Raw genomic sequence first — 18200 nt, forward strand, 5'->3', positions numbered from 1 at the left:
CGGGTCGCACGGTGTGGGGAACCTCGCACCGTGCGGGGCCTGCCTCGCACGGTGCGAGGCAGGAGCCGCGCGGGCCCCGCACGGTGCGGCGCCGGACGGGAGGCACGGGCCGTGTCGGACGGTCGGCTCGCGTCGGTACGCTGGTCACCGTGACGGATGCACCGATCGGAGTCTTCGACAGCGGGGTCGGTGGGCTGACGGTGGCGCGGGCGATCATCGACCAGCTGCCGCGGGAGAGCATCCGGTACGTGGGGGACACGCTGCACTCGCCGTACGGCCCGAAGCGCATCGCGGACGTCCGCCGCTACGCCCTCGAGGTGATGGACGACCTCGTGGAGGAGGGCGTGAAGGCCCTCGTCATCGCGTGCAACACAGCGTCCTCCGCGGTGCTCCGCGACGCCCGTGAGCGGTACGAGCAGGCGTACGGCATCCCGGTGGTCGAGGTCATCCAGCCCGCCGCCCGAGCCGCCGTCAAGCAGACCCGCACCGGTCGCGTCGGCGTGATCGGCACGGTCGGCACCATCGCCTCGCGCGCCTACGAGGACGCCTTCGCGGTCGCTGCCGACGTCACCCTGTCGCTCGCCGCCTGCCCGCGGTTCGTCGAGTTCGTCGAGGCCGGCGACACCTCGTCCCCGGCGCTCCGCACGGTCGCCGAGCAGTACCTGGCACCGATCCGGGCCGCCGACGTCGACACCCTCGTGCTCGGCTGCACGCACTACCCGCTCATGTCCGCCGCGATCCAGTACGTCGTGGGCCCGGACGTGACGCTCGTCTCGAGCGCCGAGGAGACCGCGAACGACGTCTACCGGCGCCTCGTCGAACACGGACTCGAACGCACCGCACCGGAGCCGCCGACCTACGCCTTCGAGGCGACCGGCGACGACAAGAACGGCTTCATCCGGCTCGCCCGGCGCTTCCTCGGACCCGAGGTCTCGAGCGTCGGCCACCTCCAGACCGGGGCCATCCTGCTGCCCCACACCGAAAGGACCCCATGAGCACCCGCATCGACGGCCGCAGCGCCTCCGACCACCGCCCCGTCACCATCGAGCGGGGGTGGAGCACGCAGGCCGAGGGCAGCGCGCTCATCGCGTTCGGCAACACCAAGGTGCTCTGCACGGCGTCCTTCACGAACGGCGTCCCGCGCTGGCTCGCCGGCAAGGGCACCGGGTGGGTCACCGCCGAGTACTCGATGCTGCCGCGCTCGACGAACGAGCGGATGCAGCGCGAGTCGATCAAGGGCCGCGTCGGCGGGCGGACCCACGAGATCTCCCGGCTCATCGGCCGTTCCCTCCGGGCCGTCGTCGACACCAAGGCACTCGGCGAGAACACCCTCGTGATCGACTGCGACGTGCTGCAGGCCGACGGCGGGACCCGGACGGCATCGATCACCGGCGCGTACGTCGCCATGGCGGACGCGATCGAGTGGGGCCGCGACCGGGGGTTCATCGCCAAGAAGGCCACCCCGCTGACCGACAGCGTGCAGGCCATCTCGGTCGGCATCGTCAAGGGAGAGCCGATGCTCGACCTCGCGTACACCGAGGACTCGGCGGCCGACACCGACATGAACATCGTCACCACCGGCTCGGGGAAGTTCATCGAGGTCCAGGGCACCGCCGAACACGCGCCGTTCGACCGCGACGAGTTCAACACGCTGCTCGACCTGGGGCTCGCGGGCAACGCGTCGCTCGCCGCGATCCAGCGCGAGGTGCTGGGGCTGACCTCGTGACCGAGCGTCGCGTCGTCCTCGCCAGCCACAACGCCGGCAAGCTCGTCGAACTCCGGGACATCCTCGGCGACGCCCTCGGGGCGGGCGTGGAGCTCGTCGGCTACGACGGCCCGGAGCCGGTCGAGGACGGCGACTCGTACGCCGCGAACGCGCTCATCAAGGCGCGTGCCGCGGTCGCGCACACGGGGCTGCCGGCACTGGCTGACGACTCGGGCATCGCGGTGGACGCACTCGACGGCGCCCCCGGCATCCATTCGGCCCGGTACGCCGGCACCCGGGTCGACGCGGACAACATCGCGCTGCTGCTGCAGAACCTCGAGGGCGTCGTGGAGCGGACCGCCGCCTTCGTCTGCGCCGCGGCGTTCGTGACGCCGGACGGCACCGAGCACGTGTTCGAGGCGGTGTGGAACGGCGAGGTCACGACCGAGCCGATCGGTGACGGCGGGCACGGGTACGACCCGGTGTTCCGGCCGGACGACGCCGACCGGACCTCGGCGGAGCTCACCCGCGACGAGAAGAACGCGCTGAGCCACCGGTCGAAGGCGTTCCGCGGCATCGCACCGATCGTGCGGGAGTACTTCGGCGCGGAGTAGTCGCGCGGTCGCGGTGCGCGGCACGCGGTGCCGACCGCCCGCGCACAACCAAAGTCACCCCGAACCACGTGATCACGCGGTTCGGGGTGACTTTGGTTGTGCGAAGGGGCGCCCGCGAAGGCGAACGTGCGGAGGCGAACGTGCGGAGGCGAACGCGCGCCCGCGTGCTACTGCGGCTCGACCTCGGCCTGCTGCTGCTCCTCGGCGTGCTTGGCCTTGCGGGAGTTGCGGATGAAGGTCAGTGCCATCGGCACGACGGTGACGACGACCGCGGCGAGCAGGATGACGTCGATGTAGTTCCGGACCAGGTCCCCGACGACGGGGATCGTCCCCAGGGCGAAGCCGAGGAACGTGACCCCGACGCCCCAGATGACGGCGCCGACCGCGTTGTAGAGCGAGTACTTCTTGTAGTTCATCCGGCCGACACCGGCCGCGATCGGCAGGAACGTGCGCACGACGGGCACGAAGCGGGCGAGGATCACCGCGAGCGGTCCGAACCGGTGGAAGAACGCGTTCGTCCGGTCGACGTTCGCCTTGGAGAACAGGCCGCTCTCCTTGCGCTCGAAGATCGGCGGGCCGGCCTTCTTGCCGATGTAGTACCCGAGTTCACCGCCGAGGAACGCCGACGCCGCGATCATGAGGGCCGCGACCCAGATCGGGATGCCGCCGATCGCACCGCCGCGGTCGAACGCGAAGAGGCCGGTGATGACGAGGAGGCTGTCGCCCGGGAAGATGAACCCGACGAGCAGGCCGGTCTCGGCGAAGATGATCGCGCAGACGACGAGCACGGCGACGGCCCCGAAGTGGTCGAGGATGTACTGCGGATCCAGCCAGGGGATCAGGGCGAGAGCGACGGAGTGCATGGTTCTTCCGGTCGGGCGGGCGGGGACACGAGGACGACCCCGCTGATGCGAGGGTACCGTCCCCGGGTGTCCGGACCATCCGCCGAGGGTATGAGTTCGCGGGCATCGTGCGGAGAACCGTCTGTCGTGCGGAAGGAGGGACTCGAACCCTCACGCCGGGGCACAGGAACCTAAATCCTGCGTGTCTACCAATTCCACCACTCCCGCGAGCAGCGGCAGTCTACCGAGCGGTGCCGGCGGGGCGGACGCACACCGTGCCTCCAGGCCGGGTGGACGGTCCGCCGGACGCGACGGACGTCGCGCGCAGCACCCGTCAGCGCAGCCGTCGGGGGAGGTACCGCGGGACGTACCGCAGCAGCACCCCCGCGCCGACGAGCCCGAGCACGCCCATGACGCCGCTCGCGACCGCGATGGAGGCGACGGCGGTGACCCCGGAGATGAGCAGCGGCGCCGCCGCCGAGCCGAAGTCGCCCGTGAAGCGCCACGCACCGAGGAACGGCGCCGGGTGGTCCCGCGGGGCGAGGTCGGCCCCGAGCGTCATGAGGATGCCCGAGCCGACGCCGTTCGCGAGCGACATCCCGATCGCGATCGCGACGAACCAGCCGACCCGGGTGTCGAGGTGTCCGGACCAGGCGAGCAGGAAGTAGCTCAGGGCGAGGCCGATCATGCACGGCAGGGCGCTCGCGAGCCGTCCCCACCGGTCCATGATCTGCCCGCTCGTGTAGAAGAGTGCGAAGTCGACGGCCCCCGCGATGCCGATGACGAGCGCGGCGGTCGAGTCGTCGAGGCCGACGCTCACGGCCCAGAGGGGCAGGATGACCTGCCTCCCGGCGCGGAGCGCGCCGATCAGGCCGGCGCCGCTGCCGAGGCGCAGCAGCACCTTCCGGTGCGTGCGGATGGTGCGGAAGAGGCCGTGCGCTTCGTCCTGCACGAACTGTGCGCCGGTGTCGGCAGGCGGCTCGGTCGCTGTGGTCGCGGCGGTCGCTGTGGTCGCGTCTGGCGCGGTCGGCCTGGAGGCGCGGTGCGGCTTCCGGAAGCCGCGTGCGCCCGTCGCCGGGTCGCGGATGACGAGGAGCACCACGGCCGCGAGCAGGCAGCAGGTGATGTGGATCCAGAACGCGCTCTGCGTGGTGCCCGTCAGGTGGACGACCCCGGCCGCGATGAACGGCCCGACGAAGTAGCCGAAGCGGAACACGCCGCCGAGGCTGGACAGCGCCCGGGCCCGGACGTGCACCGGGATCGCGGTCGTCATGTACGCGTGCCGGGCGAGCGCGAACACCGCCGTCGAGACGCCGACGAGGAACACGCCGACGGCGAGCACCCACGGGTTCGGGGCCCACGTGCACACCAGGAGGCCGACCACGGACACCGCGGCCGCGCCGATCATCGCGTTCCGCTCGCCGATCCGTCCGACGACGACGCCCGAGGGCACGTCGCCGATGAGCTCGCCGACGAGGATGAGCGACGCGACGAAGCCCGCGAACGCGAGCCCGGCACCGAGGTTGTCCGCGGCGATGGGGATGATGGGGATGATCGCTCCCTCGCCGACGGCGAAGAGTGCGGCGGGGAGGAAGCCGGACAGGACGACCGCCCGGAGGTCGAAGGCGGGGGTCTCGGAGGGCATCGTTCGCACAACGGTACGCCGGTGCTTACCCTGGATGCATGCGAGTACTGGCAGCGATGAGCGGTGGCGTCGACTCGGCGGTCGCGGCGGCGCGGGCCGTCGACGCCGGACACGACGTGGTGGGGGTGCACCTCGCCCTCAGCCGGATGCCGGGGACGCTCCGCACCGGGAGCCGCGGCTGCTGCACGATCGAGGACTCGATGGACGCCCAGCGCGCGGCCTCGGTGCTCGGCATCCCGTACTACGTGTGGGACTTCTCGGCGCGGTTCAAGGAGGACGTCGTCGACGACTTCGTGGCCGAGTACCAGGCCGGCCGCACGCCGAACCCCTGCATGCGGTGCAACGAGCGGATCAAGTTCGCGGCGCTGCTCGAGAAGGCGCTCGCCCTCGGGTTCGACGCGGTCGCCACGGGGCACTACGCCTCGATCGTCACCGGGTCCGACGGCTCGCGGGAGCTCCACCGCGCGGCGGCGTGAGCGAAGGACCAGTCGTACGTCCTCGGGGTGCTGACCGCCGAGCAGCTGCAGCACGCGATGTTCCCGCTCGGGGCGACCCCCTCGAAGGACGAGGTCCGCGCCGAGGCTGCCGCCCGCGGGCTGACCGTGGCGCAGAAGCCGGACTCGTACGACATCTGCTTCATCCCCGACGGCGACACCCGCGGCTGGCTCGCGGACCGCGTGGGCACCGCCCCCGGTGACGTCGTCGAGCGCGACGGCACGGTCGTGGGGGAGCACCAGGGCGCGACCGGCTACACCGTCGGGCAGCGTCGAGGCCTGCACCTCGGTCGTCCCGCACCGGACGGCAAGCCCCGGTTCGTGCTGGAGATCCGTCCGAAGGACAACACGGTCGTGGTCGGCCCGAAGGAGGCGCTCGACGTCACCTCGATGTCCGGCGCGCGCTTCACGTGGGCGGGCACGGCGCCGGCGGACCCGACGGTGCCGTTCGCGTGCGACGTGCAGATCCGCGCGCACGCCGACCCGGTGCCGGCGACGGCGCGGGTGTCGGAGGGGCACCTGGTGATCGACGTCGACGAGCCGCTCTCGGGCGTCGCGCCCGGGCAGACGGCGGTCGTCTACGTCGGCACGCGGGTGCTCGGGCAGTGCACGATCGACAGCACGGTGTCGGCGGTGCCGGTCGACGCCTGAGCGCGACGGTCGCGCACGGCGGGCAGGCGTGGGCGCTGCGGCGCTCCCGGGGTGGGCGGTGCCTGCGCGTCCGGTCGGTGGTTGCCGGTAGAACTGGAGGCATGAGCGACAGCACGCCCGACGACGCCACGTTCGAGACGACGGCGCCCGCCGACCTCGACGCCGCCCAGTCCGCGCGGGAGGTCGACCGGCTCCGTGCCCGCATCGCCGAGCTCCGGCACGAGTACTACGAGGGCAACGCCTCGACCGCGTCCGACGCCGACTACGACGCCCTGCAGCGCCGGCTCGCCGCGATCGAGGAACTCCACCCCGAGCTGCTCACCGAGGACAGCCCGACGCAGACCGTCGGCGGGCAGGCGCAGACGACCCAGTTCGCACCGGTCGAGCACGCCGAGCGCATGCTCAGCCTCGACAACGTCTTCAGCCCCGACGAGCTGACCGAGTGGGCGACCAAGGTCGAACGCGACGCCGGAGCCGAGCGCGTGCGGTGGCTCACCGAGCTCAAGATCGACGGACTCGCGATCAACCTCCGCTACGAGGACGGCCGCCTGGTCTCGGCCGCCACCCGCGGCGACGGCGTCGTGGGCGAGGACGTCACGGGCAACGTCCGGACCATGGGGACGATCCCGGACCGGCTCGCGGGGACCGGGCACCCGCCCCTCGTCGAGGTCCGGGGCGAGATCTTCTTCCCGGTCGCCGAGTTCGACGAGCTCAACGCCCGACAGCGCGAAGCCGGCGAGAAGGTCTTCGCCAACCCGCGCAACGCCGCCGCCGGTTCGCTCCGCCAGAAGGAGGAGGGCAAGTCCGAGGCGAAGCGCGCCCTCATGGTCGACCGACTGCGGCGGCTCCGGGTGCTCGTGCACGGCATCGGGGCGTGGCCGGTGCGGGAGCTCGAACGCGAGACCGACGCCCGCTCCCAGTCCGAGGTCTACGAGCTGCTGCAGACCTGGGGCCTGCCGACGAGCACCCACTACCGCGTGTTCGACACCGTCGACGAGGTCCTCGGCTTCGTCCGGTCCACGGGCGACCGTCGTGCGAGTGTCGAGCACCAGATCGACGGCGTCGTGATCAAGGTCGACGACCTCGCCCTGCACGAGGAACTCGGCTCGACCTCCCGCGCCCCGCGCTGGGCGATCGCCTACAAGTACCCGCCGGAAGAGGTCCACACGAAGCTCCTCGACATCGTCGTGAGCGTCGGACGGACCGGCCGCGCCACGCCGTTCGCGTCGATGGAGCCGGCCGAGGTCGCCGGGTCCGTCGTGCGGCAGGCGACGCTGCACAACCAGGACGTCGTCAAGGCCAAGGGCGTCCTCATCGGCGACACCGTGGTGCTGCGGAAAGCCGGGGACGTCATCCCGGAGGTCCTCGGCCCGGTCGTCGAGCTGCGGGACGGCACCGAGCGCGAGTTCGTCATGCCCGCCGACTGCCCCGAGTGCGGCACACCGCTCGCTCCCGCCAAGGAGGGCGACAAGGACCTGCGGTGCCCGAACGCGAAGAGCTGCCCGGCGCAGGTGCGGGGTCGTGTCGAGCACATCGCCTCGCGGGGCGCCCTCGACATCGAGGGGCTCGGCGAGGTCGCGGCGGCCGCCCTGACGCAGCCGCTGCACCCGGAGACCCCGCCGCTCGTGACCGAGGCCGGGTTGTTCGACCTCACGATGGAGGACATCGTCCCGATCGAGGTCATCGTCCGCGACGCTGAGACCGGCATGCAGAAGGTCGACGACGCCGGGGTCCCGAAGCGCGTCACGCCGTTCAGCCGGGCGCGCAAGAAGACCGATCCCCCGTTCGACCCGGACGCCCGTGGGGCCGACCACACCGGCGAGCCGAGCCGGTACCCGTCGAAGAACGCGTTCGAGATGCTCGCGAACATCGACGCCGCGAAGACGAAGGACCTCTGGCGGCTGCTCGTCGCGCTGAACATCCGCCACGTCGGACCGGTCGCGGCCCGGGCGCTCGCGTCGCACTTCGGGTCGCTCGACGCCGTCCGCGCGGCCTCCCGCGACGACCTCGCCGCGGTCGACGGGGTCGGTGGCATCATCGCGGACGCGCTCCTGTCGTGGTTCGAGGTCGACTGGCACCGCGAGATCGTCGAGCGGTGGACCGCCGCCGGCGTGCGCTTCGCGATCCCGGACCACCCGGGGCCCGGTGCCGCGGCGGCGGAGGGCGGCGTCCTGGCCGGGGTCACCGTGGTTGCCACCGGGAGCCTCGAGGGGTACACGCGGGAGGGTGCGCTCGAGGCGATCATGGCCGCCGGTGGCAAGGCGGCATCGAGTGTCAGCAAGAAGACCGACTTCGTCGCCGCCGGTCCCGGAGCCGGCTCGAAACTGACGAAGGCCGAACAGCTCGGGGTGCGGGTCATCGACGCGGAGCAGTTCCGGCTGCTCGTCACCGAGGGCCCGGACGCCCTCGCGGACGTTCCCACCGATGCCCCCGCCGACACCTCCGCACCCGACGAGCAGGGGGCCCCGGAAGGCTGAGCCGCCCTCAGGAGCACGGGCCGGTCCTGTCCACCAGGAGCGGCACACCCCGCCGTGCACCCAGAACGGGGGGCAAGTTGCAGCGGGCATGTTCCCAGATCGGCCGTCTTCCGTAGACTCGAGCGAGCATCACCCGTCGTCTGCAGGGAGGCGACGGGACGGCCTTCCCGGGGGAGACCCGATTGCTGCTCATCGCCGCGGCTCTGCTCACCGCCTCGATGCACTCGCTGGGAGTGGTCGAGGCTCCTGCCGTGCCCACGTCCGTCCCCGCGGTCGTCGTGCACACGGTCGGCGCCGTCCACGACGACCCGACCGTCCCGCTCGTGCAGCCGACCGGTGGCCAGCTCGACGTCGATGCGATCGCCCACGCCCGGGGCGCCGCGCTCCTGGACGCACTCGTGTCGGTGTCGCCCGCCGACCTCCGCCGGATCGCCACGGACGCCGCCGTCGTCACCACCGTGCAGGACGACCCGCCGACCGCCGCCGAGGTCGCGACGTGGTGGGCCGGACTCGACCACGACGAGCACCAGGTGCTCGAGACGCTCGCGCCGTCGGTCGTGGGGAACCTCGAGGGCGTGCCCTACGACGTGCGGGACCGCGCGAACCGCGTCACGATGACCGCGGAACTCGCCGATCGGACGACCCCGCCCGCCGAGACCGCGATGCTGGGCCAGGTCCGGAAGTCGCTCGAGTCGGAGCCGGGGGACCCCCGCCGTTCCCTGATCACCCTGGACACGCGGGGCGCAGGGCGTGCGGCGATCGCGATCGGCGACCTCGACACGGCGGCCGACGTCACGGTGGTCGTGCCCGGGATGTTCTTCACCGTCACCGGGCAGATGACGGACTTCACCGACACCGCGAACGACCTCGCCTCGGAGCAGGCCACGCTCGCGCCCGTCGCCGTCCCGGGGCACGGCAACGGGGTGGCCGTCGTCGCGTGGATGGGCTACCGCACGCCGGACCTGTCGAACATCCTGTCGCTCGGGCTCGCGCAGACCGGCGCCGAGCGGCTCGAACGGGCCGTCGACGGGCTGCGCACGGTCCGCGGTGCCGAGCAGCCGCGGCTCAACATCGTGGCGCACTCCTACGGGTCGACCACGGCGCTCATCGCACTCGCGTCGGGACGGATGGAGGCGGACAGCCTCACGGTGCTCGGGTCGCCCGGCAGCTCGGTGCGGCACGCCTCGCAACTGGCGGTGACGTCGGGCGAGGTCTTCGTCGGCGGTGCGCACAGCGACCCGATCGCGGGCTCCGGGTACTTCGGTACCGATCCCGGGTCGGCGTCCTTCGGGTCGACATCGCTCGACCTCGCGGCCAGTGCCGACACCGACGCCGCGGGGGACGTCTTCCGCCGTCCCTCGGGCCACAACGACTACCTCAAGCCCGGGACGGCTTCCCTGCACGACGTCGCGCTCATCGCGGTCGGCCGCGGTGACCTCGTGCGCGAGCAGCTGCGCCGCGGCGAGGGGCCCAGCGGCGACGGCGTGCCGGGGACCCCGGACATGTACCTCGTGCGTCCGCAGGACCTCCAGCCGCGCGACTGATCGCGCACGGCGCCACCAGCGGTCACCGCCACCGCCGCGGTCCCGTCGTGACCAGATCGTGACCGCCGACCGAACCGACGGACCGGCACCGTGCCTCCCGTCCGGATCCCCGTCCCCGTGCGGGGCGCGAGCCGCGCCACCCGCTGCCTGAGCGGGAACCTGTGCGACGGTGCAGTCTGCGGTGGTTCCGCGCCAGAACCAACCCAGGGCACCCACCTAGCGTGCTCGCCATGCGTGTGATGCGGTGGCCGGCTGCCCTCCTGACGTTCCTCGGCATGTCCGTGCTCGCGGGCATGCTCGTGACCGTCGCCGTCACGCCCGCCGTGGCCGTGGTCGGTGAGGGCGCGTCCGGTGCGGCGTCCTTCTTCGAGGACCTGCCGGACTACCTCGACATCCAGACGCCGCAGCAGGTGTCCACCGTCTACGCGACCAAGGGCGGCCAGCAGGTCAAGATCGCCTCCTTCTACGCGGAGAACCGCACCAACGTCACGAGCGCGCAGATGGCGGACAGCCTCAAGGAGGCGGCTGTCGACACCGAGGACCCGCGCTTCTACGACGAGGGCGGCATCGACGTCATCGGCACCCTCCGCGGCGCAGCGGCGACCGCCGTCGGCGGCGACGTGCAGGGTGGTTCCAGCATCACGCAGCAGTACGTCAAGAACGTGCTCGTGCAGCAGTGCGAGTCGCTGACCGGGAAGACCGCCGCGCAGACGCAGGCGAAGGTCGACGCCTGCTACCAGGACGCCGCGGGCGTGACGCCGCAGCGCAAGCTGCAGGAGATGCGCTACGCGATCGCGGTCAACAAGAAGTACTCGAAGGACCAGATCCTCACGGGCTACCTCAACATCGTGGGGCTCGGCGGCCGGGTCTACGGCGCCGAGGCCGGCGCGGAGTACTACTTCGGGGTCCACGCGAAGGACCTCTCGCTCGTGCAGTCCGCGACGCTCGTCGCGATCCTCAACAACCCGTCGAACCTGCGCATCGACGAGCCGAACGACAAGGACAACGGCACGGCGAACGGGTACGCGCTGACGAAGGAGCGCCGCGACTACGTCCTCCGCCGCATGGAGGCGCACCACTCGATCACGAAGGCGCAGATGACGGCCGCGATCGCGACGCCGGTGCAGCCGCACATCACCGCGACCGCGAACGGGTGCTCGACGGCCGCCACGTCGTACGACGCCGGCTACTTCTGCGACTACGTCCGCGACGAGGTGCTGCAGGACCCGGCGTTCGGGAAGACCCTGGCCGAGCGCATCGCGACCCTCGACACCAAGGGCCTGCAGATCCACACCTCGCTCGACCTCGACCTGCAGAGCCAGGCGCAGTCGTCCCTGTCCGCGTACGTCCCCGCGACGATGGCGGGCGTCGACGTGGGCGGCTCGAACGTCACGGTCGAACCGGGCACCGGACGGATCCTGTCGATGGTGCAGAACACCGCCTACACGCAGGGCGACAGCAGCGCGCCCGGCACCACCGCGGTGAACTACAGCGCGGACACGGCGTACGGGAACTCCGGCGGGTTCCAGACCGGCTCGACGTTCAAGGTGTTCACCCTGGCCGAGTGGCTCGCGACCGGACACACGCTGAGCGACAGCGTCGGCACGACCGAGCACTCGTACCCGACCTCGGAGTTCACGAACTCCTGCGTGAACATCGCCGGGCCGAACTGGGACGTCGCCAACGCCGAAGCGGTGCCGTCCTCGATGACCGTGCAGGACGCGACGAGCGAGTCGATCAACACCGCGTTCGCGGCGATGGGCAAGCAGCTCGACCTGTGCACCATCGCCAAGCTCGCGGCCAACATGGGGATCCACCTCGCGAACGGCGGGAAGATCAGCTCCGTGCCGTCGATGATCCTCGGCACGAACAACCTGTCGCCGATCGACCTCGCCGAGGCGTACGCCGGGTTCGCGAACGGCGGTGTCGTGTGCACCCCGACCGCGATCGACTCGGTGACCGAGGCGGACGGCACGAAGATCACGCCGACGAAGTCCTCCTGCACGCAGGGCGTCGACCCCGCGGTCGCCGGGACGGTCGACTACGCGCTGCAGGGGGTCCTCAAGGGCAACGGCACCGCGGCCAGCGCGAACCCGGGCGACGCGACGCCGAAGTTCGCGAAGACCGGGACGACCGACGGCGACGTGCAGAACTGGCTCGTCGCGTCGACCACGAAGTACACGAACGCCACCTGGATCGGCAACGTGCAGGGGAACGTCGGGCTCGCGAACACGCCGTTCCTGCAGGGCACGACCGGGTACAGCGCGAAGTTCGGCGTCGGCAAGCAGATGATGACCTACCTCGACGGGCACTACGGCGGCGACGCCCTCCCCACGCCGGACCCGGCGATGATCGGGCACGTGTCGTCGTCGTCGTCGTCGTCGTCCTCGTCCTCGTCGTCTTCGTCGTCGTCCGGATCGCAGTCGGGCGACGGGACGGGGACGCCGGCCACGCCGGGCGACCAGTCGACGACGGGGACGCAGCAGCCGGGGCAGCAGCAGACGGGAACACCGGCTGCGCCCACCGCTGCGGCAGCGCCCGGGACGAGCGGCGGGACGGACGCGGGCGGTACGTCGGGCAAGGGCGGTACGTCCGGCGGATGACGGCCGGGAGGCGCGGCCCGGTCCCGCCTCGCCGGGTCGCGCCGGTCGGTCGGTTCCTGCACCGGGTGACCCGTGGCCCGGTCCGTCCACAGGGTCGCCCCCGGCGGGCGGGCGGGGCGAGTGTCCGCAATAGACTGGTGCGCATCCCACGAACGCAATCGACGGAGCACCATGCCTGACATCACGAGCGAGCAGGTCGCCCACCTGGCGAGCCTCGCGCGTATCGCACTCACGCCCGACGAGATCGAGAAGATGACGGGGGAGCTCTCGCACATCGTCGAGAGCGTCGCCCGCGTCACCGAGGTGGCGACGCCCGACGTCCCGGCGACGAGCCACCCCGTCCCGCTCGAGAACGTCACCCGCCCGGACGAGGTCGGCGCGACCCTCACCCAGGAGCAGGCGCTCTCCGGCGCACCCGACTCCGACGGCGAGCGGTTCCGCGTGACCGCGATCCTCGGCGAAGAGCAGTAAGGGGCCACGACCGTGACCGACATCACCAAGCTGAGCGCCGCTGCGCTCGCCGACGCCCTCGTCGCCCGCGACGTCTCGAGCGTCGAGGCCACGCAGGCGCACCTCGACCGCATCGCCGCCGTCGACGGCGACGTCCACGCGTTCCTGCACGTCAACGAGAACGCCCTCACCGTCGCGAAGTCCGTCGACGCTCGTCGTGCGGCCGGCGACGACCTCGGAGCCCTCGCCGGCGTGCCCGTCGCCGTGAAGGACGTCCTCTGCACGCAGGACATGCCCACGACCTCCGGCTCGAAGATCCTCGAAGGCTGGCGGCCCCCGTACGACGCGACCCCGGTCGCCAAGCTGCGTGCTGCCGGCCTCGTCCCGATCGGCAAGACCAACATGGACGAGTTCGCCATGGGGTCGACCACGCAGTTCTCGGCCTACGGCCCGACGCACAACCCGTGGGACCTCGATCGGGTCCCCGGCGGCTCCGGCGGTGGTTCGGCCGCGGCCGTGGCGGCCTACGAGGCGCCCTTCGCGCTCGGGTCCGACACCGGCGGCTCGATCCGGCAGCCCGGTGCGTTCACCGGCACGGTCGGCGTGAAGCCCACGTACGGCGGTGTGAGCCGCTACGGCGCGATCGCCCTGGCGTCCTCGCTCGACCAGATCGGTCCGGTGTCGCGCACGGTCCTCGACGCCGCGCTGCTGCACGACGTCATCGGCGGGCACGACCCGCGTGACTCGACCTCGATCCCCGGTGCGTGGCCGTCCATGGCGGCCGCCGCGCGCGAGGGCCTGCAGGCGGACACGCTGCGCGGGCTCAAGGTCGGCGTCGTGAAGGAACTCGCCGGTGGCGAGGGCTTCCAGGCCGGCGTCGAGCAGCGCTTCCGCGAGACCGTCGCGCTCCTCGAGTCGGCCGGCGCCGAGATCGTCGAGATCGACGCACCGTCGTTCGCGTACGCCATCAGCGCGTACTACCTGATCCTCCCGGCCGAGGCCTCGTCGAACCTCGCGAAGTTCGACTCCGTGCGCTTCGGCCTCCGCGTCACGCCGGAGAACCGCGCGACGGTCGAGGACGTCATGGCTGCGACACGTGAGGTCGGCTTCGGCCCCGAGGTGAAGCGCCGCATCATCCTCGGCACCTACGCCCTGAGCGCCGGGTACTACGACGCGTACTACGGGTCGGCGCAGAAGGTGCGCACGCTCGTCCAGCGCGACTTCACGGCAGCGTTCGAGCAGGTCGACGTCCTCGTCAGCCCGTCCGCCCCGACGACGGCGCTGCCCTTCGGGGACCGCATCGACGACCCCCTCGCGATGTACCTCAACGACCTCACCACGATCCCGGCGAACCTCGCGGGCGTCCCCGGCATGAGCATCCCGAACGGCCTCGCGCCCGAGGACGGCCTGCCCACCGGCGTCCAGCTCATGGCGCCGCAGCGCGAGGACGCCCGGCTGTACCGCTACGGCGCGGCCCTCGAGCGGCTCCTCGAACAGCAGTGGGGCGCCCCGCTCATCGACCGAATCCCCGACCTGGACGCCTCCCAGCAGTCGGCCGCGCAGGAAGGCGTGATCTGATGGCGCAGAAGGAAGCCCTGATGGACTTCGACGAGGCACTCGAACGCTACGAGCCGGTGCTCGGGTTCGAGGTGCACGTCGAGCTCGGCACGAAGACCAAGATGTTCTCCGACGCACCGAACTTCTTCGGCGGCGAGCCGAACACGAACGTGACGCCGGTCGACCTCGGGCTGCCGGGATCGCTGCCGGTCGTCAACGAGCAGGCCGTCCGGTACTCGATCAGCCTCGGGCTCGCGCTCGGCTGCTCGATCGCCGAGTCCTCCCGCTTCGCACGGAAGAACTACTTCTACCCGGACAACCCGAAGAACTACCAGATCTCGCAGTACGACGAGCCGATCGCGTACGAGGGCGAGGTCGAGGTCGAGCTCGCCGACGGCACGATCTTCCAGGTGCCGATCGAGCGCGCGCACATGGAAGAGGACGCCGGCAAGCTCACGCACGTCGGCGGTGCCACGGGCCGCATCCAGGGCGCCGAGTACTCGCTCGTCGACTACAACCGTGCCGGCGTCCCGCTCGTCGAGATCGTCACGAAGCCGATCTTCGGCGCCGAGCACCGCGCCCCCGAGCTCGGTGCGGCGTACGTGCAGGTCATCCGCGACCTCGTCCGGGCGCTCGGCGTCTCCGAGGCCCGCATGGAGCGCGGCAACCTCCGCTGCGACGCGAACATCTCCCTCCGCCCCCGGGGCCAGGAGAAGCTCGGCACCCGCACCGAGACCAAGAACGTCAACTCGTTCCGGTCGGTCGAGCGTGCGATCCGCTACGAGATCCAGCGGCAGGCGGCGATCCTCGCGGCCGGCGGCACCATCACGCAGGAGACCCGCCACTGGCACGAGGACACCGGGCGCACGTCGGCCGGCCGTCCGAAGTCGGACGCGGACGACTACCGCTACTTCCCGGAGCCCGACCTGCTCCCCGTGGTGCCCGACCCGGCCCTCGTCGAGGAACTCCGCGCCGCGCTGCCGGAGGCCCCGGTCGCCCGTCGTCGTCGTCTCAAGGGCGAGTGGGGCTTCGCCGACCTCGAGTTCCAGGACGTCGTCAACGGCGGGCTGCTCGACGAGGTCGAGGGCACGGTCGCCGCCGGCGCGGCTCCGCAGGCAGCGCGCAAGTGGTGGACGGGCGAGATCACCCGTGTTGCCAACGCGCAGGACGCCGCCGCCGGCGACCTCGTGTCGCCGCAGCACGTGGCCGAGCTCATCGCGCTCGTCGAGTCCGGCGACCTCACGGACCGACTGGCCCGCCAGGTGCTCGAGGGCGTCATCGCCGGCGAGGGCTCGCCATCGCAGGTCGTCGAGTCCCGCGGGCTCAAGGTCGTCTCGGACGACTCGGCGCTCACCGCCGCGGTCGACGAGGCCCTCGCCGCCCAGCCCGACGTCCTCGCGAAGATCCAGGACGGCAAGGTCCAGGCCGCCGGCGCCATCATCGGTGCCGTCATGAAGGCCATGCAGGGCCAGGCCGACGCGGCCCGCGTCCGCGAGCTCGTGCTCGAGCGCGCGCAGCAGGGCTGACGCACCGGCAGGACCACCCGACGGGAGGCACGTGGCGACCCCGCCACGTGCCTCCCGTCGTTCCTGGGGACGCGTCAGCGACCGGGTGACAGGATGAGTCGTGTCCGCAACGATCCGCGCCATCGGAACCGCCGTCCCGCGGACGAGCATCGGCCAGGGCGCCGTCCGCGACCTCTTCCTCGACCAGGCAGACGCCTCGCGGCTCGCTCGGCGGATCATCGGGGCGGCCTTCGACGGGTCGGCCGTCGACACCCGGCACACCGTGCTCCCCGAGCTCGACCCGGCAGCGGGGCCCGGCGCCTTCCGTGACGACGCGGGTGCGCTCGTCTCGCCGTCGACCGGCACACGGAACGACGCCTACCGGGTCCTCGCGCCGCCGTTGTTCGTGGCGTCCGCCCGCGACGCGCTGGAGCGCGCGGGGACGGCCCCGGACACGGTCACCCACGTCGTCACGGTGTCGTGCACCGGCTTCACCCAGCCCGGCCCGGACCTCGACGTCGTGCACCAGCTCGGCCTGCGCCCCTCGGTCTTCCGGCAGCACATCGGGTTCATGGGCTGCTGTGCGGCATTCCCGGCGCTCCGGATCGCGGCCGCGTTCGTCGACGCCGACCCGGACGCGGTCGTGCTCGTCGTCTGCGCCGAACTCTGCACGCTCCACGTCCGCGCGTCGGACGACCCGGACCAGATCGTGTCGAACAGCGTCTTCGGCGACGGCGCCGCCGCTGCGGTCGTGACGTCCGGCGGACCGGGTCTCCGCCTCGACGCGTTCACGACGAGCGTCGTCGCGGAGGGCGTCGACGACATGGCCTGGAACATCGGCGACGAGGGCTTCGAGATGGTCCTCTCCACGGCCGTGCCGAAACTGATCGGCGAGCACGTCGGTCGGGCCGTGGCGCCGCTGCTCGGCGAGGGACGCCCCGCGGCCGTCCTCACCTGGGCGGTCCACCCCGGTGGGAGGGCGATCCTCGACCGGACCGAGGAGGCGCTCGGCCTGCCGCCGACGGCGCTCGCCGCGAGCCGGGCGGTCCTCCGCGACCACGGCAACATGTCGAGCGCGACCGTGTTCTTCGTGCTCGCCGAAGCCCTCCGGAGCGGACTCCGCGCCGGAGCACCGGTGATCGCGCTCGCGTTTGGCCCCGGGCTCACCGTCGAGGCCGCACGCTGCACCGTCGTCCAGCGGGAGCTCACAGGCTCAGACACAGACGCAGGCACCGGTACCGGCACCGGTCCCGACCCGGCCATGGGCCGGCCGTGAGGCGACGCGACCGAGCAGAGCCGCGCCTCCCGGTCGACCTGTCGGTCCGCGACCTCGACCTGCGCGAACTGATGGACGACCCCGACTGCGACCCCCGTGCACTCGACCGGACGTTCCGGCGGTTCGCGGTGGTGAACGCCCTCGTCAGCGGGTGGAGGACGGTCTGGCGGACCCACGTGATGCCGGCACTGCCCGTGGACGGCCGTGCGCGGGTGCTCGACCTCGGCTGCGGTGGTGGCGACCTCGCCCGAGCGCTGGTCCGCTGGGCCGCGAGCGACGGCTTCGAGGTCGAGGTCGTCGGCGTCGACCCGGACCCGCGCGCGATCGCCGCGGCGAACCGGTCGCGGACGCGGGGCGTGGTGTTCCACGAGCAGTCGAGCGACGACCTCGTCGCGGCGGGCGAGCGCTTCGACGTCGTGGTGTCGAACCACGTCCTGCACCACCTGGACGACGCCGCACGCTCGACCTTCCTCGCCGACTCGGCCCGGCTCGCGGCCTCGCGCGTGGTGCACTCCGACATCCGGCGTTCCCGGAACGCCTACCGGTCCTACGCGCTGGCGTCGCCACTCGTCGCCGCCGGCACGTTCGTCCGCGTCGACGGGCTTCGGTCGATCCGCCGCAGCTTCACCGTCGACGAACTCCGCCGAGCACTGCCGGCCGGATGGGTCGCGGAGGCGGCGGTCCCGCACCGCGTCCTCGCGGTGCGGGACCGCTGATCCGCGCGGGCGGCGCGCCGGCCGCGCGCGGCGCGCTGGCCGCGCGCGGCGGGCCGAGTCTCGGGGTGGGCGACGGATCTCGTGCCGACGGACGCGCGATCCGTCGCGTACCGCGAGTCTC

Annotated in this window: 13 protein-coding genes, 1 tRNA gene and 1 pseudogene; 12 read left to right on the plus strand and 3 right to left on the minus strand. The window is 72.1% G+C overall.

What is annotated here, in order from left to right:
- Nucleotides 1-149: 149 nt before the first annotated feature.
- Genes murI through rdgB form a run of 3 tightly spaced genes read left to right on the plus strand, consistent with a single transcriptional unit; the run spans nucleotide 150 to nucleotide 2319 of the window.
- Nucleotides 150-995: a glutamate racemase gene (gene murI / locus IEY20_RS17210; RefSeq protein WP_031273766.1), complete on the plus strand. Its 846-nt coding sequence runs from the start codon at nucleotides 150-152 to the stop codon at nucleotides 993-995.
- Nucleotides 992-1726 carry a ribonuclease PH gene (gene rph / locus IEY20_RS15960; RefSeq protein WP_175328564.1) on the plus strand — a complete coding sequence of 245 codons (735 nt, stop codon included), beginning with the start codon at nucleotides 992-994 and terminating at the stop codon, nucleotides 1724-1726. The genes murI and rph overlap by 4 nt, the downstream gene beginning before the upstream one ends.
- A complete protein-coding gene (gene rdgB, locus IEY20_RS15965; protein WP_175328565.1) occupies nucleotides 1723-2319 on the plus strand; it encodes an RdgB/HAM1 family non-canonical purine NTP pyrophosphatase in 597 nt (198 codons plus the stop codon). Before rph ends, rdgB begins: the two co-directional genes overlap by 4 nt.
- Before the next feature lie 167 nt (nucleotides 2320-2486).
- Here rdgB and IEY20_RS15970 read toward each other — a convergent pair whose 3' ends face one another.
- From IEY20_RS15970 to IEY20_RS15980, 3 genes are all read right to left on the minus strand, one after another.
- Nucleotides 2487-3182 carry a DedA family protein gene (locus IEY20_RS15970; RefSeq protein WP_175328566.1) on the minus strand — a complete coding sequence of 232 codons (696 nt, stop codon included), beginning with the start codon at nucleotides 3180-3182 and terminating at the stop codon, nucleotides 2487-2489.
- A gap of 127 nt (nucleotides 3183-3309) precedes the next feature.
- Nucleotides 3310-3389: transfer RNA gene (locus IEY20_RS15975), tRNA-Leu, on the minus strand.
- A 106-nt stretch (nucleotides 3390-3495) separates the two neighbouring features.
- On the minus strand, nucleotides 3496-4806 hold the full coding sequence (locus IEY20_RS15980) for an MFS transporter (RefSeq protein ID WP_175328567.1): 1311 nt from the start codon (nucleotides 4804-4806) through the stop codon (nucleotides 3496-3498).
- 38 nt (nucleotides 4807-4844) lie between these two features.
- Between IEY20_RS15980 and mnmA the strand changes: the two are divergent.
- The 9 genes and pseudogenes from mnmA to IEY20_RS16025 all read left to right on the plus strand — a co-directional run bounded on the left by mnmA (nucleotide 4845) and on the right by IEY20_RS16025 (nucleotide 18079).
- Nucleotides 4845-5951 (plus strand): annotated as a pseudogene (mnmA, locus tag IEY20_RS15985) (tRNA 2-thiouridine(34) synthase MnmA).
- 101 nt (nucleotides 5952-6052) lie between these two features.
- On the plus strand, nucleotides 6053-8428 hold the full coding sequence (gene ligA, locus IEY20_RS15990; protein ID WP_175328568.1) for an NAD-dependent DNA ligase LigA: 2376 nt from the start codon (nucleotides 6053-6055) through the stop codon (nucleotides 8426-8428).
- A gap of 251 nt (nucleotides 8429-8679) precedes the next feature.
- The gene (locus IEY20_RS15995) at nucleotides 8680-9972 is read left to right on the plus strand and encodes an alpha/beta hydrolase (RefSeq protein ID WP_175328569.1); all 1293 of its coding nucleotides are present in this window, start codon (nucleotides 8680-8682) and stop codon (nucleotides 9970-9972) included.
- A gap of 230 nt (nucleotides 9973-10202) precedes the next feature.
- Entirely contained in the window at nucleotides 10203-12575 is a 2373-nt protein-coding gene (locus tag IEY20_RS16000) for a transglycosylase domain-containing protein (RefSeq protein ID WP_175328570.1), read from the plus strand.
- 171 nt (nucleotides 12576-12746) lie between these two features.
- Nucleotides 12747-13046, plus strand: coding sequence for an Asp-tRNA(Asn)/Glu-tRNA(Gln) amidotransferase subunit GatC (gene gatC, locus IEY20_RS16005; RefSeq protein ID WP_175328571.1), 300 nt, complete (start codon nucleotides 12747-12749; stop codon nucleotides 13044-13046).
- A 12-nt stretch (nucleotides 13047-13058) separates the two neighbouring features.
- Nucleotides 13059-14603, plus strand: a complete 1545-nt coding sequence (gene gatA / locus IEY20_RS16010) for an Asp-tRNA(Asn)/Glu-tRNA(Gln) amidotransferase subunit GatA (protein WP_175328572.1) — start codon at nucleotides 13059-13061, stop codon at nucleotides 14601-14603.
- On the plus strand, nucleotides 14603-16108 hold the full coding sequence (gene gatB, locus IEY20_RS16015) for an Asp-tRNA(Asn)/Glu-tRNA(Gln) amidotransferase subunit GatB (protein WP_175328573.1): 1506 nt from the start codon (nucleotides 14603-14605) through the stop codon (nucleotides 16106-16108). Before gatA ends, gatB begins: the two co-directional genes overlap by 1 nt.
- Before the next feature lie 100 nt (nucleotides 16109-16208).
- Nucleotides 16209-17363: a type III polyketide synthase gene (locus IEY20_RS16020; RefSeq protein WP_175328574.1), complete on the plus strand. Its 1155-nt coding sequence runs from the start codon at nucleotides 16209-16211 to the stop codon at nucleotides 17361-17363.
- A complete protein-coding gene (locus tag IEY20_RS16025) occupies nucleotides 17360-18079 on the plus strand; it encodes a methyltransferase domain-containing protein (RefSeq protein ID WP_268239171.1) in 720 nt (239 codons plus the stop codon). The genes IEY20_RS16020 and IEY20_RS16025 overlap by 4 nt, the downstream gene beginning before the upstream one ends.
- The last annotated feature ends 121 nt before the right edge of the window (nucleotides 18080-18200 follow it).

Origin of the sequence: Curtobacterium luteum, assembly GCF_014646995.1 — a bacterium.
GTDB classification, from domain to species: domain Bacteria; phylum Actinomycetota; class Actinomycetes; order Actinomycetales; family Microbacteriaceae; genus Curtobacterium; species Curtobacterium luteum.

What these genes read in the sequence shown, in the direction of transcription:
- IEY20_RS16000 (WP_175328570.1), top strand. Translation starts at nt 10,203, where the DNA reads ATGCGTGTGATGCGGTGGCCGGCTGCCCTCCTGACGTTCCTCGGCATG.
- IEY20_RS15970 (WP_175328566.1), bottom strand. Translation starts at nt 3,182, where the DNA reads ATGCACTCCGTCGCTCTCGCCCTGATCCCCTGGCTGGATCCGCAGTAC.
- gatC (WP_175328571.1), top strand. Translation starts at nt 12,747, where the DNA reads ATGCCTGACATCACGAGCGAGCAGGTCGCCCACCTGGCGAGCCTCGCG.
- ligA (WP_175328568.1), top strand. Translation starts at nt 6,053, where the DNA reads ATGAGCGACAGCACGCCCGACGACGCCACGTTCGAGACGACGGCGCCC.
- rph (WP_175328564.1), top strand. Translation starts at nt 992, where the DNA reads ATGAGCACCCGCATCGACGGCCGCAGCGCCTCCGACCACCGCCCCGTC.
- gatB (WP_175328573.1), top strand. Translation starts at nt 14,603, where the DNA reads ATGGCGCAGAAGGAAGCCCTGATGGACTTCGACGAGGCACTCGAACGC.
- IEY20_RS15980 (WP_175328567.1), bottom strand. Translation starts at nt 4,806, where the DNA reads ATGCCCTCCGAGACCCCCGCCTTCGACCTCCGGGCGGTCGTCCTGTCC.